The organism is Virgibacillus necropolis (genome assembly GCF_044793635.1).
Lineage (GTDB): Bacteria > Bacillota > Bacilli > Bacillales > Amphibacillaceae > Virgibacillus_F > Virgibacillus_F necropolis_A.
On the sequence record NZ_CP084992.1, the window covers coordinates 1,009,298 to 1,024,222 of the forward strand.

At 38.4% G+C, this 14,925-nt stretch carries 14 protein-coding genes and 1 tRNA gene; 9 read left to right on the plus strand and 6 right to left on the minus strand.

Going from position 1 to position 14,925, the window contains the following annotated elements; genetic code table 11:
• Positions 1-94 precede the first annotated feature (94 nt).
• Positions 95-1,396, minus strand: coding sequence for a transposase (locus LG329_RS05095; RefSeq protein WP_404451027.1), 1,302 nt, complete (start codon positions 1,394-1,396; stop codon positions 95-97).
• A gap of 436 nt (positions 1,397-1,832) precedes the next feature.
• Positions 1,833-1,905, minus strand: a tRNA-Arg gene (locus LG329_RS05100).
• A gap of 402 nt (positions 1,906-2,307) precedes the next feature.
• Here LG329_RS05100 and LG329_RS05105 point away from each other — a divergent pair.
• The 9 genes from LG329_RS05105 (at position 2,308) to clpP (ending at position 11,508) form a co-directional block, all read left to right on the plus strand.
• Positions 2,308-3,309, plus strand: coding sequence for an ABC transporter ATP-binding protein (locus tag LG329_RS05105; protein WP_404454189.1), 1,002 nt, complete (start codon positions 2,308-2,310; stop codon positions 3,307-3,309).
• A complete protein-coding gene (locus LG329_RS05110; protein ID WP_404454191.1) occupies positions 3,306-4,295 on the plus strand; it encodes an ABC transporter ATP-binding protein in 990 nt (329 codons plus the stop codon). Before LG329_RS05105 ends, LG329_RS05110 begins: the two co-directional genes overlap by 4 nt.
• Positions 4,296-4,342: 47 nt before the next feature.
• Complete coding sequence (locus tag LG329_RS05115) at positions 4,343-5,959, plus strand: ABC transporter substrate-binding protein (protein ID WP_404454194.1); 1,617 nt, start codon at positions 4,343-4,345, stop codon at positions 5,957-5,959.
• Positions 5,960-6,075: 116 nt separating this feature from the next.
• Positions 6,076-7,080, plus strand: a complete 1,005-nt coding sequence (locus LG329_RS05120; protein ID WP_404454197.1) for an ABC transporter permease — start codon at positions 6,076-6,078, stop codon at positions 7,078-7,080.
• Positions 7,081-7,150: 70 nt separating this feature from the next.
• The gene (nikC, locus tag LG329_RS05125) at positions 7,151-8,062 is read left to right on the plus strand and encodes a nickel transporter permease (protein ID WP_404454200.1); all 912 of its coding nucleotides are present in this window, start codon (positions 7,151-7,153) and stop codon (positions 8,060-8,062) included.
• 81 nt (positions 8,063-8,143) lie between these two features.
• The gene (locus tag LG329_RS05130) at positions 8,144-8,737 is read left to right on the plus strand and encodes a DUF6305 family protein (RefSeq protein WP_404454201.1); all 594 of its coding nucleotides are present in this window, start codon (positions 8,144-8,146) and stop codon (positions 8,735-8,737) included.
• A 19-nt stretch (positions 8,738-8,756) separates the two neighbouring features.
• Positions 8,757-10,148: a sensor histidine kinase gene (locus LG329_RS05135; RefSeq protein ID WP_404454203.1), complete on the plus strand. Its 1,392-nt coding sequence runs from the start codon at positions 8,757-8,759 to the stop codon at positions 10,146-10,148.
• Positions 10,123-10,734: a response regulator gene (locus LG329_RS05140; protein WP_404454205.1), complete on the plus strand. Its 612-nt coding sequence runs from the start codon at positions 10,123-10,125 to the stop codon at positions 10,732-10,734. Before LG329_RS05135 ends, LG329_RS05140 begins: the two co-directional genes overlap by 26 nt.
• A 177-nt stretch (positions 10,735-10,911) precedes the next feature.
• Positions 10,912-11,508 carry an ATP-dependent Clp endopeptidase proteolytic subunit ClpP gene (gene clpP, locus LG329_RS05145; protein WP_404454207.1) on the plus strand — a complete coding sequence of 199 codons (597 nt, stop codon included), beginning with the start codon at positions 10,912-10,914 and terminating at the stop codon, positions 11,506-11,508.
• 214 nt (positions 11,509-11,722) lie between these two features.
• Here the strand turns inward: clpP and LG329_RS05150 are convergent, their stop codons facing one another.
• The 4 genes from LG329_RS05150 to rapZ all read right to left on the minus strand — a co-directional run bounded on the left by LG329_RS05150 (position 11,723) and on the right by rapZ (position 14,918).
• Positions 11,723-11,986 (minus strand): HPr family phosphocarrier protein, encoded by a 264-nt coding sequence (locus tag LG329_RS05150; RefSeq protein ID WP_404454209.1) that lies wholly within the window; start codon positions 11,984-11,986, stop codon positions 11,723-11,725.
• A gap of 92 nt (positions 11,987-12,078) precedes the next feature.
• Entirely contained in the window at positions 12,079-13,029 is a 951-nt protein-coding gene (gene whiA, locus LG329_RS05155; RefSeq protein ID WP_404454212.1) for a DNA-binding protein WhiA, read from the minus strand.
• Positions 13,030-13,071: 42 nt separating this feature from the next.
• Positions 13,072-14,031 (minus strand): uridine diphosphate-N-acetylglucosamine-binding protein YvcK, encoded by a 960-nt coding sequence (gene yvcK, locus LG329_RS05160; protein WP_404454215.1) that lies wholly within the window; start codon positions 14,029-14,031, stop codon positions 13,072-13,074.
• The gene (gene rapZ, locus LG329_RS05165; RefSeq protein ID WP_404454218.1) at positions 14,028-14,918 is read right to left on the minus strand and encodes an RNase adapter RapZ; all 891 of its coding nucleotides are present in this window, start codon (positions 14,916-14,918) and stop codon (positions 14,028-14,030) included. The genes yvcK and rapZ overlap by 4 nt, the downstream gene beginning before the upstream one ends.
• Positions 14,919-14,925: the final 7 nt, after the last annotated feature.

Genomic DNA, 14,925 nt, shown 5'->3' on the forward strand with positions numbered 1-14,925 from the left:
ACAATGTTCGCATCTAAACTGAGGCGGATCCGTTGGATCACCGCCATCCATCAAATCAAAATCTCTAACTACATCATAAGGTATTTTTTCTTCCTCATGACACGTTAAACAAACAAAGTTGATTTTCGTTTTCTTTTTCGCTAAGTGGTCGTTCCCCTTTTTCTTTTTCCCTTTTTTGCGGTTTTTGGATTGGTGTGTAATAAGCTATCACCCTTTCTAAGTACTTTCTTGCTTCCTTGGTTAAAGCTACTTTTATTTCTAATTGTCCATTCTCAAGACAGACCTCTCCCTGATACACATAATAATTATTGCAGTGCGGGCATATTAGGGGATCTTTTTGTCCACCAGCGATAACACGTTCTCTCCATGTTTGACGGCGTATTGTTTTCCACACTTTTATGATCCAACGCCGCCTTCCTTCTTGCCACTTACTTAATAGCTTCTTACTTAGACGTTTACTTCTTCTTGAATACATACCATAGTGGCGTATTGTTTTAAATTGGTCATCTGGTATATGACGAATCAAACGACTGATAAAGGCTTCCACCGTCAGCGTTTCATGCTTTTCTTTCCCATCTGTTTTATCGATGTATTTAAAAGTCACCTGTTGTCCATCATATGCCTCGATCCGATTGACTCCAATCGCTGGTCGACGAATATAACGGCCAATGTAACGAAGTTGTTCCTTTATTTTCCCCTTCTGTTTCGGCGCATGCACATAGAAGCCTTCCCCATTTTCGGAAAAAGCCTTTTGCAGTCGTGGTTGTACACGCCTCTTTTCCTGTTTGGTTAAGTTCCTACGGATTAACTTTAATACCACCGTTTGCCATTGCTTTCGAAGCATTTGGAAAGGGATATAATCATAGTCCTTCCATTTTCCTTTTCTCGTTATCCCTCCCATGGTTACCAACATATGGACATGGGGATTAAAATTTACCCTGGAGCCAAATGTGTGTAATCCGGAAATGATACCTGGTGTCACCTTTGCCTTCTTTTGAAAAAAGTTTGTAATTAATTTAGCTGCCTCATCCATTAGCGGTTTCAAAAGATGACGGTGTAAAAGAAATATTTCCCGTAACCCTTCATCGATTGTAAAAATCATGTGCCGATGATTTACCTGTAAAACGTCTTCCGTTAATAATCGGCTCCACTCTTCACTTTCCCCAATAGAACAGGTCGTGCAAAAACGCCCTTTACACCGGAATGCTACTTTATGTACGTCGTTACAGCCCTCGCAAACAAAGAGTTTGAATCCATTTTTCATATCTCCACAGCCTTGAAATTTTTCTACCTCCTTCAGAACGACTGGGCGGATTTTTTCTCTGTGTTTCTTCTTGAATGTTTCCCAATGATTGTAGTTATCAAAAAAGATTCGTTTCAGAATATTTTTCTCCATACATAGAAACTACCACAGTTACCTTTACTGTAGTAGGGGTTAATTTTATACTTTCTTTCCTTTTTAGAAAAGCGCAAGCGCCTTGGTCAGCCCCGACAAGTTTAAGACGAATCTCTTAGTGATGATTTTTATCACAAAGAGAGTTGACTTAAAACCTCAGGCGGGCTAGGCGCTGGAGCTAGACAGATTAACGCCAAAGTTTTATACTTTCTTTCCTAATAAGAAAAGCGCAAGCGCCTTGGTCAGCCCCGACAAGTTTAAGACGAATCTCTTAGTGATGATTTTTTTCACAAAGAGATTTGACTTAAAACCTCAGGCGGGCTAGGCGCTGGAGCTAGACAGATTAACGCCAAAGTTTTATACTTTCTTTCATAAAAAGAGGACAAGGGAGCGAAACATCGCTATATCCCTTGTCCTTTTTGCGTTTACCTATAAGCGCGCCCAGAGGGATTTGAACCCCCGACTCTTGGTACCGGAAACCAATGCTCTATCCCCTGAGCTATGGGCGCATACTAATTTTTAAAATCGACACATAGGATATTATAACGCCCCATGAGTAAACAAACAAGTGTTTTTTCTAATTTGATCTTGAATTGTCTGTTCTGGGCGGGTGTTTCCCGAGTTTCAGGTGGTGGGTCACTTGAATGCGTGGCTCCGTCTCCCGAGTTCGTGTTGCGCTCTCCTGAATGCGTGGCTCTGTCTCCCAAGTTCACAGCTACCCTTCCCGGATGCGTAGCTTTGTGTCCCGAGTTCGGGATACGCCCTCTCGTATGCGGAAAATGCCACCCAAGCGGAAAGCTTTTCCTCATTATTTTTGAGAAAAATGAGAAAAAAACAAATTTGTTACAAAACTATGTATAATAATTCAAAAGAGTCAAATTATTTTTACATCACAAACAAGGAGGATACAAATGAGCACTGATACTCCTATTTTACAAGTTGATCAGTTACATACACATTTCTTCACCAAAGCTGGTGTTGTGAAAGCTGTTGATGGTGTCAGCTTTGATGTTAAGCCTGGGGAAACCCTGGGTATAGTTGGTGAATCTGGTTCTGGGAAAAGTATTACCGCGATGTCAATCCTCGGACTGGTCCCGTCACCACCTGGTGAAATTGTAAACGGCGAAATCTTATTTAATGGAGAGAATCTTTTACATAAGTCAGAGAAGGAAATGCGTCAAATTCGCGGAAAAGAAATTGCGATGGTTTTCCAGGATCCTATGACATCTCTTAATCCTGTATTTACAGTTGAGAAACAAATAATTGAAACACTTCTGGCACATGAAAAAATGTCCAAAAAGCAAGCAAGAGAACGCGCTATTGAGCTGCTGAATTTAGTCGGTATACCTGATCCAGCTAAACGTCTTAAGAATTATCCGCACGAATTTAGTGGTGGTATGCGACAACGAGTCATGATTGCCATGGCATTATCCTGTAATCCTTCCCTGCTCATTGCTGATGAGCCAACAACAGCATTAGATGTAACCATTCAAGCACAAATCCTAGAGCTATTTAAAAAAATGCAAAAAGAATTGAACATGGCAATTATCATGATTACGCACGATTTAGGAGTTGTTTCCGAGGTTTGCGACCGTGTCATGGTGATGTACGCTGGTAAGCCAGCAGAATTCACCGATACCATAAAACTTTTTGACAATGCAAAGCATCCTTATACATTAGGTCTGATGAATTCCATTCCTAAAATAACAAATAAAAAACGGAAACTAGAAGCCATCGATGGCGTACCACCAGATTTACGCGCGTTACCACAAGGTTGTAGTTTTGCACCTCGCTGTAAAAATGTGATGAAAAGCTGCTTAACCGCCGATCCCGGGTACACAGAAGTAGACAACGATCATTATGTCCGCTGCTTATTATACGAAGAAACTGATGAAAAGGCGGTATCAGAATGACAAATTTATTAGAAGTAAAAAACTTAAAAAAACATTTCCCATTAAAAAGCGATACGTTATTTTCCCGAGAGAAACCTGTATTAAAAGCGGTAGATGGTATATCATTCGCGATTAAACCCGGAGAAACCTTAGGGTTAGTTGGCGAAAGTGGTTGCGGCAAATCCACGGCTGGACGAGTTTTACTAAAGCTACTTGAGCCTACTGACGGAGAAATATTTTTTAAGGGTGAAAATATCACGAATTACAAAGGTGAACAGTTACGTAAATTGCGTCGCGAAATGCAATTGATCTTCCAGGATCCGTATGCATCATTAAATCCTAGAAAGACCATCGAACAAACAATCACAGAGCCAATGAAAATTTTTAATATGGATAAGCATGAACGTACAAAAAAACTGAATCGATTACTCGACGTTGTTGGACTAAGCTCCTATCACAAACAGCGTTATCCACACGAATTCAGCGGTGGTCAACGGCAAAGAATCGGTATCGCTCGCTCATTAGCACTTGAACCTGAACTAGTTATCTGCGACGAACCAGTATCCGCACTTGATGTTTCCATCCAAGCACAAGTAATTAACTTAATGGAAGATTTGCAGGATGAATTCGATTTAACGTATATGTTTATTGCACATGATTTAAGTGTTGTGCATCACATCAGTGATCGTGTAGCAGTCATGTATCTTGGTAATCTAGTTGAAATTGGTGATGCCGACGAACTTTATGCCAATCCAACACATCCATACACACAAGCATTGTTATCGGCAATCCCGGAAGCACGACCAGAAAACACAAAACAACGGATCATTTTATCTGGCGACCTTCCATCACCTGCAAACCCACCCACTGGATGTAAATTCCACACACGGTGTCCATATGCAGAAGAAATTTGTCGTATGGAAACACCAGAATTGAAAACAGTTTCAACAAATGGGCAACAGTCTGCTTGTCATTTTGTTAAGGAGGTGGTTGAGGAAGAAGTCTAATTCATTTTCCAACCAACTTTAGCACTAAAATTTAAGGGGGATTTGATTTGAAAAATCGTAATTATTTATCACTATTTAGTCTTTTATTACTTGTAGTGCTAGTCCTTAGTGCATGTACAGGGGACAGTACATCAAAAGATGCAGACGCAACTGACGATACAAAAGGAAATGATGACAAAACCTTAATCTTTGGTCGTGGAGCCGATTCGATTCAACTTGATCCATCTAAAGTAACGGATGGAGAATCAATTTATGTAACGAATCAAATCTATGACACGTTAGTTCGATACAAAGAAGAAAATACAGAAGTACGTCCTGCCCTAGCTACAGAATGGAAAGCAAGCGAAGACGGAAAGACTTGGACATTCACATTACGTGAGGGCGTTAAGTTCCATGATGGAACAGATTTCAATGCAGAAGACGTTGTATTCAACTTTGAACGCTGGGCAACATCTGGTGAGTTCATTTATTACGGATACATGTTTGGCGCATCTGAGGGTGATTTAGGTGGGATTATTGAAAAAGTAGAAGCGACTGGTGACTATGAAGTCCAATTTACACTATCTGAGCCAAATGCACCATTCCTTCAAACATTAGCAATGCCTCCATTTGCAATTGCTAGTCCTGATGCAGTTAAAAAGTATGGAGAAGATTACTTTAAAAATCCGGTGGGAACAGGACCATTTGTATTTGAAGAATGGATTCCAGATGACAAAATTACACTATCTAAAAACGAAAACTATTTTGGTGAAGTTGCCAATGTAGATACTGTTATCTTCCGTACAATCCCAGATAATGGTGCACGTTTCTTGGAGCTTCAAGCGGGTTCCATTGATATGATGACCGGTTTAAACCCACAAGACATTCAAACAGCTGAAGGTGATGAGAATTTACAAATTATCCGCAGACCGTCTATGAATGTTAGTTACATGGCAATGAACACAAGTAAAGAAGGTCCGATGTCTAGTAAAAAAGTTCGTCAGGCAATTAACTGGGCAATTGATAAAGAAAAACTTCTCACTTTATACGAAGGAATTGGAAAGCCAGCTAAAAATCCAATACCACCTTCTCTATGGGGATACAATGACGAAATCGAAGACTATGGATTTGATGTTGAAAAAGCTAAATCATTGTTAGCAGAGGCAGGCTACGCTGATGGATTTGATATACAACTATATACATTTGCAAATCCTAGACCATATATGCCACAACCAAAAATAACTGCTCAAGCAATTAAAGAAATGTTAAAAGACGTTGGCATTAACGTAGAAATAATTGTAAATGACTGGGATACCCACCTTTCCGTAACTGAAAATGGTGAGCATGACATGGCGTTCTTAGGCTGGACTGGTGATAATGGTGACCCGGATAACTTCTTATACGTATTGTTAGACAAAGATAATGCGAAGAAAGGTTCTGCCGGTAACATCGCTTTCTATAAGAGTGATGAAGTACACGATCTATTAAAAGCAGCACAAACTGAAATGGATCAAGCGAAACGAACAGAATTGTATCTGAAAGCACAAGAGCTTATTCATGAAGATGCACCATGGTTCCCGATTGCTCATACGACACCACCAATTGCAGCAAAGAAGAGCATTGTGAATTATGTTCCACATCCAACTGGTAGTGAGCCGTTAAACTTACTGGACATTAAAGAATAGCAATAACTTTTAACTGGTTTCATATACTCCCTGGAGCCTATTACCAGGAACAGCCTTGCGAGCTGTTCCTGGCAATACTCCAAATAAAAGCTGATTTACAATGGAGGAATTCAACCATGCTGAAATACATAATACGAAGAGTTCTCATGCTTATCCCTGTTCTCCTTGGTGTGACTGTCCTCACATTCTCATTACTTCATCTCATACCAGGTGATCCCGCAAAAAGTATGCTTGGTGAAAAGGCAACAGAAGCACAACTGGAGTTGCTACGTGCTGAACTTGGACTGAATGATCCGTTAATCGTACAATATGGAAACTTTTTAGGAAACATTATCCAAGGTGATCTCGGTGAATCTATCCAATCAAAAGAAAATATTGCCACTGAGATGATGGTCAAACTCCCAGCCACGGTTGAGTTAACCATTTTCGCAATGATATTAGCTGTTACAGTAGGGGTTTTAGCTGGAACGATTGCAGCCGTAAAACAATACTCCTGGTTTGACAATATAAGTATGACCGGAGCTTTATTCGGTGTTTCACTTCCAATATTTTGGCTGGGGTTAATGATGATATGGCTCTTTTCCGTACAATTCAATATTTTACCCCCCTCAGGTAGACTAACTGCTGGGATAGAACTGGAAACCATAACAAACTTCTATTTACTAGATAGTATGTTAACTGGAAATTGGATAGCCTTTAAAGATGCATTCTTACATTTATTAATGCCGGGACTTGCACTTGGTACTATCCCGATGGCAATTATTGCCCGGATGACGCGATCCAGTATGTTAGAGGTTATGCGACAGGATTATATTCGCACAGCAAATGCGAAAGGGTTAAAAAAGCATTTGGTAGTCTTTCAACATGCACTGAAAAATGCTTTCTTACCTGTGCTAACCGTGATTGGGTTACAGTTTGGACTATTATTAGGCGGGGCCGTCTTGACCGAAACAATCTTTTCCTGGCCAGGCGTTGGTCGCTATGTATATCTAGCAGTATTAGGGCGTGATTTTCCAATCGTACAAAGTACCATCCTGATTATTGCCCTTATATTCGTACTAGTAAACTTAATTACAGACATCTTATACAAATACTTTGACCCAAGAATAAAGTTTGAATAAATTGACGGCAGCTTCTTGGAGCCGCAGCTAGATAGAAATAGTAGCTATATTAAAGAAAGGATGTGTATCTATGTCATTACAACCAGATCCAATTCCGAATCCAGATTCTGTAGAAATTGATGAACATAAACAATCTAAAGCTAGCAGACTATGGGTAGATTCCTTGATGCGAATAGTAAAAAGTAAGACATCCTTTATTGGACTATTGATAATTCTACTCTTGATTGTTACAGCTCTATTAGCACCACTAATAGCAACACACAGCCCTACTGAGCAACATATCATTAATAACTACCAGTCGCCTTCAGCAGAACACTGGCTAGGAACTGATGCGCTGGGACGTGATATTTTTAGTAGAATTGTTTACGGATCACGAATTTCGATTCAGATTGGTCTGATTGCTGTAGGTATATCCATGATTATAGGGGTCACTTTAGGTGGTGTAGCAGGATACTTTGGCCGTTGGATTGACCAAGTCATTATGCGTTTAGTAGACATCCTGTTGGCATTTCCTAGTATTCTATTAGCAATTGCCTTAGTAGCTGTTCTTGGACCTAGTTTACAAAACGCTATGATTGCGGTAGGGATAGTAGGCATACCACAATTTGCGAGAATTGTACGGTCTGCCGTACTAGCCGTAAAAGAAACCGAATATGTTGAGGCAGCAAAGTCCATTGGAGCAAAAAATGGTAGAATATTAACCCAGCATGTATTACCAAACTGCGTAGCACCAATCATTGTTCAAGCAACTCTAGGTATTGGTACTGCTATTTTAGATGCTGCTGGACTAAGTTTTCTAGGTTTAGGGGCACAACCACCGACACCTGAATGGGGAGCCATGCTAAGTGATGGTCGTGCAGCCTTACAAAACGCACCATGGGTTGTAGCATTTCCAGGTGTAGCAATTTTCTTAGTTGTACTCGGATTTAACCTTTTCGGTGATGGACTTCGAGACGCATTAGATCCTCGTTTAAAAGAATAGAACAAAAATTTGCAAAATATAGTATGATTAAGGTAAAGCAAATGCTTTACCTTTTTTATTAGTTTCCAAGGAGGTTGTATGATGTATAAAAAGTTCATTCCTTCGCTCGTTTGTCTTGCCTTTGCCTTCATATTTCTTTTAGCTTCTAATGCATTAACAAAGAGTAACTACATAAATTCATACCCCCATCTCCCTGCACCAATTGGACAGGAAAAGTTACTCATCACTTCTGCGGGCCAATCTGCTGAAGGAATGATTGCACTAAATATGGCTGAAAACCTGAATTTACACGTTGATTATCGCCCACTAGCTCTCGCAACAGATCTTTATGATTACAAAAGCGTAGTCATTATATTAGGATATAGCCCGAATGGTTTGGCACAAACACAGCGGTCATTCGAAGAGGAAAAGAAACGTATAAATGCCTTACTTGCAGAAGCAAATAATACGAATTTACCAATTATCCTGGTTCATATCTCTGGTAAATTTCGTGAAGAGGATTATACAAGGCAATTTATAGAAGACGCCATACCGTATGCGGATTATTTTATCGGTTTAAAAGAGCTAAGCCTGACAAATGAAGTTATTATGAAATTAAAGAAAAATAACGTCCCAACAACACTAGTAAATGATGTAGCGGACATGCAAATTCCGTTCAACTCAGTATTCCGATAAAGTGATGGGAGCTTTTATCATGAATAAGCAAAAAAACAATATCCTTAAAGGCGCGATAGGATTTATTCTACTTACATACGGCCTAATAATTCCTGTGTTTATCAAAGATTGGTCATTGTATATCATCTCAAATATTAATCAAAGCATTTCCCTTCATGATAGTGGCCGTTTATTAATTACGTCCTTCTCCTTTGCTGCGAAATACGTATTAATCTTTCTTTTTATCTATTTTGGCTCAATGCTCATTAGTAGTTTTATCATAAGAAGTTTAGAATCAGTTGCATTTTCCTACCTTTTTATATTGATTACGATGTTAACAATTTTTTTATATAACCAGATCTATCATGAACAGATTTCTTATATGAGCAACCTGCTCTCTATCGGAATTCTATTAACTCTTCATCATTTTATTCCAAAACAAAAATACTTCCTTGGCATTTACTTTATTATCTTATTTTTTATTTTGACCGCCTTTCAGTGGCTACAATTAATTCCAGCACTCTCTAATCTGGGAATTGGGACAAATGATATTGCGGTTAGTCTAAAAATAGCTGATATGTACTTTACTGGTAATCAATTATTTAATACCTTAGGAACAATATTTTTCATCGCATTTATAATTATCGCTATCATTTTCACAACATTAATCCACCTAATTAATAAACAGCTTTATACATTGAGAAAGTATCAGGAACAGGAAGAAGAATTAGAAGAAACACGTGTAGCACTTGGAGAAAAAATCGTCTATGAGGAAATCAATACCTTAGTGCATGATTTAAAAACACCCCTTGTTACAGTTGAAGGCCTTACTTCTTTAATCCAAATGAAGTTTCCAGCATCAAAAGAGAATTCCACCATTACAACCTATTTTATGCGAATGGATAACTCGATTGAAAAAATGAAAGACATGATCTCGGAAATCTTATATGAAAATATTAAACAACCGATTGAGGTAAAAGAACTACTTGCATACGTTACAAGCCACCTGGAACTAGATAAACAGGAAATAGAATTAGAAATCAATTTGGAAAACAATTTACCTACTATTTATATAAATAAAATCCGTTTTGCGAGAGCCCTTTCGAACATTTTAGAAAACGCTATCACTTCATTTGCTGGAAAAGCAGGATTTATTGATATCCACGTCAAAAGATTAGGTAATAGCATTTTGTTTCGAATTCATGATAATGGCCCTGGCATTCCACCTTCCCACCTAAAGAGTATTTGGGAGGATGGTTTTAGCACAAAAAAATCATCGGGAATTGGACTAACGTTTGTTAAAAGAATTGTAGAAAACCATAATGGAAGAATCACGGTAAGCAGTATTCCTGGTACCCATACTCAAATGAATATCATCCTACCAATACATAAAGAAGGTGAGATAAGTGAACGCAACCGTGTTAATAGTTGATGACAACGAAGATATACGCTTTACACTACAGGAAATTTGTAAATTTGCAGATTGGAAAGTGCATGAAGCTTCAACAGGTAAAGCCGCAGTTGATCTGTTTCAAAAGCTAATCCCCGATATCGTGTTAGTGGACTATCATATGCCGGAATGGGACGGAGCAAAAACAACCAAAGAACTTAGGAAGCTGGATGCACGTGTTCCAATTATTATTTTAACAGTTGATGAACGGCAGGAAGTTGCGGACATGTTTCTTGACGCAGGCGCTACAGATTTTGCCCTCAAACCAATTAAGGCACCCGACTTGATATCAAGAATTCGAATCAATTTAAAAATTGGAAAGCTAACCGAAGACAAAAACGAGGTATTTGTAGAAAAAGGAATCAATCAAAACACATTATTGTCCATTAAAAATTGCTTAATTGAACAAAGTTCCCCTTCAACAATTGATGAAATACAAAAAGAGCTTCCAATTGCATACCAAACGGTACATCGATACTTAAATTATTTAGAATCAAAAGGACAAGTTGATATCATTGCACAGTACGGGAAAAAGGGTCGTCCAAAAAATAAGTATCAATTAATATGACAGCATTTCACAAGGAATGTAAGTTGAATGGTTTAATATAATTCGTATTGGGAATGATGGAAAGTGAATTTTATGATCAAATCCTGATGTTTACGTTTGACCTTTTTTGACCTATTAGTTATCATAAAATTATCCAATCAAACTTTATTAGTTTGAATTTAAAAGGAGGAAATAGCTATGAATTTAATACCAACAGTCATTGAACAGACAAATCGTGGGGAACGTGCATATGATATCTATTCACGTTTACTTAAAGACCGTGTAATCATGTTAGGAAGCGCAATTGACGACAACGTTGCAAACTCAATTGTAGCACAACTACTATTTTTAGAGGCAGAAGATCCTGACAAAGACATTTCATTATACATCAACTCACCTGGTGGTTCCATCACAGCAGGAATGGCAATTTATGATACCATGCAATACATTAAGGCTGACGTATCAACCATTTGTACAGGAATGGCAGCTTCAATGGGTGCATTTCTATTAGTTGCAGGTGAAAAGGGTAAACGTTATGCACTTCCAAATAGTGAAGTAATGATTCACCAACCATTAGGTGGTACACAAGGTCAGGCTTCAGATATTGAAATTCATGCAAGACGTATTATTGAAATGCGTGAAAAAATCAATGAAATTCTTGCTGAGCGCAGTGGTCAATCGATTGACGTGATTGCAAGAGATACGGATCGTGATAACTTTATGACAGCGAATAAAGCTGTGGATTACGGTTTAATCGATAAAGTTTTAACAAGAAAATCAGATAAAGAAAAATAAAAAATTAACACCCTGTCTAGGAGAAAATCCTATGCAGGGTGTCTTTTCTTCAAAATATAAACGAAAGTGTCTAGCTCCAGCGCCCAGCGTCTAGTGGACTTCCTTCACCTCCGTACGATAAGTCAACATCAGTTCGCTTTAGCTCACCGTGTTTCCTTTATCTCCTTCGGTTCAGTCCAATCCATACGTCGCTTAACGGGCGGTTGCGCCTTTCTTACTTAGTCTTACTATTCGTTACAAGCGTTGCTAGTTCCTCGAGTGCCAATTCTTCATCTGATCCCTCTGCAATTAGTGTTACTGTTTCCCCAGTTCCAATCGCCAGGCTCATTAAGCCCATGATACTTTTGGCATTAACTCGTTTCCCGTCTTTTTCAAGAAATAAATGAGCTGCATAACGATTTGCTTCTTGTACAAAATGTGCTGCAGGTCTCGACTGAAGACCTGTTTCAAGCTCAATTGTCACTAACCGATCAACCAAATTTACCACCCCTTCTTTTTTGTAAGCGCATTCATTCGTGATAACTTATAGAGCGCAAATTTATATCTGCGCTACTATAGATATTCTAAAATCTATTGCTTAATTCCCTCATCACCATTTCTTATCTTATCGGCATATTGATCTATTTTTTTTAATCGATGATTCACACCCGATTTTGATATCTTACCTGTTGAGACTAATTCACCAAGCTCTTTTAATGAAATATCCTCATGTTGCACACGCAACTCAGCAATTTCTTTTAATTTATCAGGCAAAGCATCTAACCCAACAGTCTGATCAATTAACTTTATATTCTCAACCTGTCTAAAGGCGGCACCAATTGTTTTATTTAAATTTGCAGTTTCACAGTTTACGAGTCGATTAACAGAATTCCGCATATCGCGAACAATTCGAACGTCCTCAAATTTAAATAATGCGTTATGGGCTCCAATTATGTTTAGGAACTCTGTCATCTTTTCTGCTTCTTTAATATAGGTTATAAACCCATTTTTCCGTTCCAGTTTTCTTGCTCGCAGATTGAATTTGTTAAGTAAATCACATAATGCGTCGTTATGCTCCTGATAAAAATTAAAGATTTCTAAATGATAAGATGATGTTTCTGGATTATTTATTGAGCCACCTGCAAGGAATGCTCCTCGTAAATAGGATCTTTTACAGCATGATTTTTTGATGTAGGTTGGTGAGATGCTACGAACAAATGTATAGGGTTCCTGTAAAATATCAAGATCAGATAATAACTTACGAACATCCTGTTTCATTCGAACGATATAAACATTATTCTTTTTCAGCTTCATTTTCCGCCTAACCAACAATTCGACTGGTAAATCATATTGTGACTTTATTAAGGTGTAAATTCTGCGTGCAATCGCCGCATTTTCTGTTTGTACATCCAGCAGGTATTCTTGCCTGGATACAGAAATCGCTCCGTTCATTCGAATCAATGCGGAAAGCTCGGCAAAGGTACAGCATGAATCTACTTCTATAGATGTTAGTTCTTTTTTAATTTCGGATGCAAAAGACAAACCCATCACCTCCCCTTTAAACCTCATATGAGGGTGTTGCTGCTATTCATTAAGCATGGATAACAATAATTTAGCAATTTTATTTGTGTCGTGTCTAATTGTCGTTTGATCATAGTTTATGATATCACCTTCAATAATACGAATACCCATTTCGAGGAGACGATCCGTGTCATAGATAACTGGCTCAGCATTTTCCTCTGCGTAGATGTCACGAACTGTTTTTTGAATAGGTTCATTATGCACAATTATAGAGTCCATACATCCTTCGCCAACATGGTCAATAATTGCCTGTACATGTTCAGAGGCTGTGTAACTAGTTGTTTCTCCTGCTTGCGTCATTACGTTACATACGTATACTACTTTTCCATTTGATGATCGAATCGCCTCATCAATTTTAGGAATAATCATATTTGGAAGTATGCTTGTATACAAACTGCCAGGAGAAACTACTATAAGGTCAGCCTTTTCTATTGCACGAATTGCATTTGGTAAAGGATTGATCTCATCTGGACTTAAAAATACACGTTTTATTCGTTTGTTAGCAAGTGGAATATTTGACTCTCCAATAATAATAGATCCGTCTTCCATTTCTGCATGCAACGTTAAATTTTCAGTTGATATCGGATAAACTTTTCCTCTCACATTAAATACACGGGAAATTTCTTTGATTCCTGTATTAAAGTTCCCTGTAATGGAAGTCATTGCAGCAAGCAAAAGATTTCCCATCGAGTGACCAATCAGACCGTCACCGTTTGCGAACCGATGTTGGAATAACTCTAATAACATCGGTTCAGCATCAGATAATGCAGCAATCACATTCCTGATATCACCAGGTGCGGGAATTGCCATATCATTACGTATTCTACCAGTGCTTCCGCCATCATCGGAAACTGTAACTAACGCGGTTAAATGAACGGGCAGTTGCTTTAATCCCCGCAACAAAACAGGCATACCGGTCCCGCCACCGATAACAACTATATTTGGTTGATTTTCTTCCGTCATGAGGACTTCCCTTTTCTTTTGTCTATATCCCGATGGCTAATATGCGTTATATAATTCGATGAGAGTTTTTTAGCAAAATATTCGGAAATGGCAACTGATCGATGCTGTCCACCAGTACATCCAATTGCTACTACTAATTGAGACTTGCCCTCTTTTTTATATTGAGGAAGCATAAATTGAAGTAAATCAAGTACTTTCTCATTAAACTTTTGCGTATCTGACCATTTAAACACATAGGAAGATACCTCAGGGTTTAAACCTGTTAAAGGCTGCATATGTGTAACATAATGTGGGTTTGGCAAAAACCGAACGTCAAACACTAAATCTGCATCGATTGGTACACCATATTTGAACCCAAACGAAACCATGTGTACAGAAAAGATTTCTTGTTTATCATCATTATATGCTTTTAATATTTTTTCACGTAGTTCTCTCGGCTTTAGAATTGTTGTATCGATAATTCTTTGGGCTCTCCCGCGAAGCTCATCAATAATAACACGTTCTTGTTGAATTCCCTCAAGCGGCAATCCCCCAACTGATAGAGGATGGGAGCGTCTTGTTTCTTTGTATCTTGTAACTAGTTCTTCATTCTTCGCATCCAAAAATAAAATATGTTCATGTAACCATTCTTCTTCACCCAGAATATCAAGTGCTTCAAACAATGAATCAAAAAACTCCCGTCCACGTAAATCCATGACGAGTGCCACTTTCCGAATATCATTGGTCGCATCTCTCATTAATTCAAGAAATTTTGGTAATAAGGCAGGTGGAAGATTATCGACACAGTAATATCCTAAATCTTCAAAACTTTGTACAGCAACTGTTTTTCCTGCACCTGACATTCCTGTAATGATTACTAATTTTGTTTCTTGTTCTTTCTCAGCCATCATGTTA

Coding starts and splice junctions, on each gene's coding strand:
- LG329_RS05130 (WP_404454201.1), top strand. CDS start 8,144: ATGTATAAAAAGTTCATTCCTTCGCTCGTTTGTCTTGCCTTTGCCTTC.
- LG329_RS05105 (WP_404454189.1), top strand. CDS start 2,308: ATGAGCACTGATACTCCTATTTTACAAGTTGATCAGTTACATACACAT.
- nikC (WP_404454200.1), top strand. CDS start 7,151: ATGTCATTACAACCAGATCCAATTCCGAATCCAGATTCTGTAGAAATT.
- LG329_RS05135 (WP_404454203.1), top strand. CDS start 8,757: ATGAATAAGCAAAAAAACAATATCCTTAAAGGCGCGATAGGATTTATT.
- clpP (WP_404454207.1), top strand. CDS start 10,912: ATGAATTTAATACCAACAGTCATTGAACAGACAAATCGTGGGGAACGT.
- yvcK (WP_404454215.1), bottom strand. CDS start 14,031: ATGACGGAAGAAAATCAACCAAATATAGTTGTTATCGGTGGCGGGACC.
- rapZ (WP_404454218.1), bottom strand. CDS start 14,918: ATGGCTGAGAAAGAACAAGAAACAAAATTAGTAATCATTACAGGAATG.
- LG329_RS05095 (WP_404451027.1), bottom strand. CDS start 1,396: ATGGAGAAAAATATTCTGAAACGAATCTTTTTTGATAACTACAATCAT.
- LG329_RS05120 (WP_404454197.1), top strand. CDS start 6,076: ATGCTGAAATACATAATACGAAGAGTTCTCATGCTTATCCCTGTTCTC.
- LG329_RS05110 (WP_404454191.1), top strand. CDS start 3,306: ATGACAAATTTATTAGAAGTAAAAAACTTAAAAAAACATTTCCCATTA.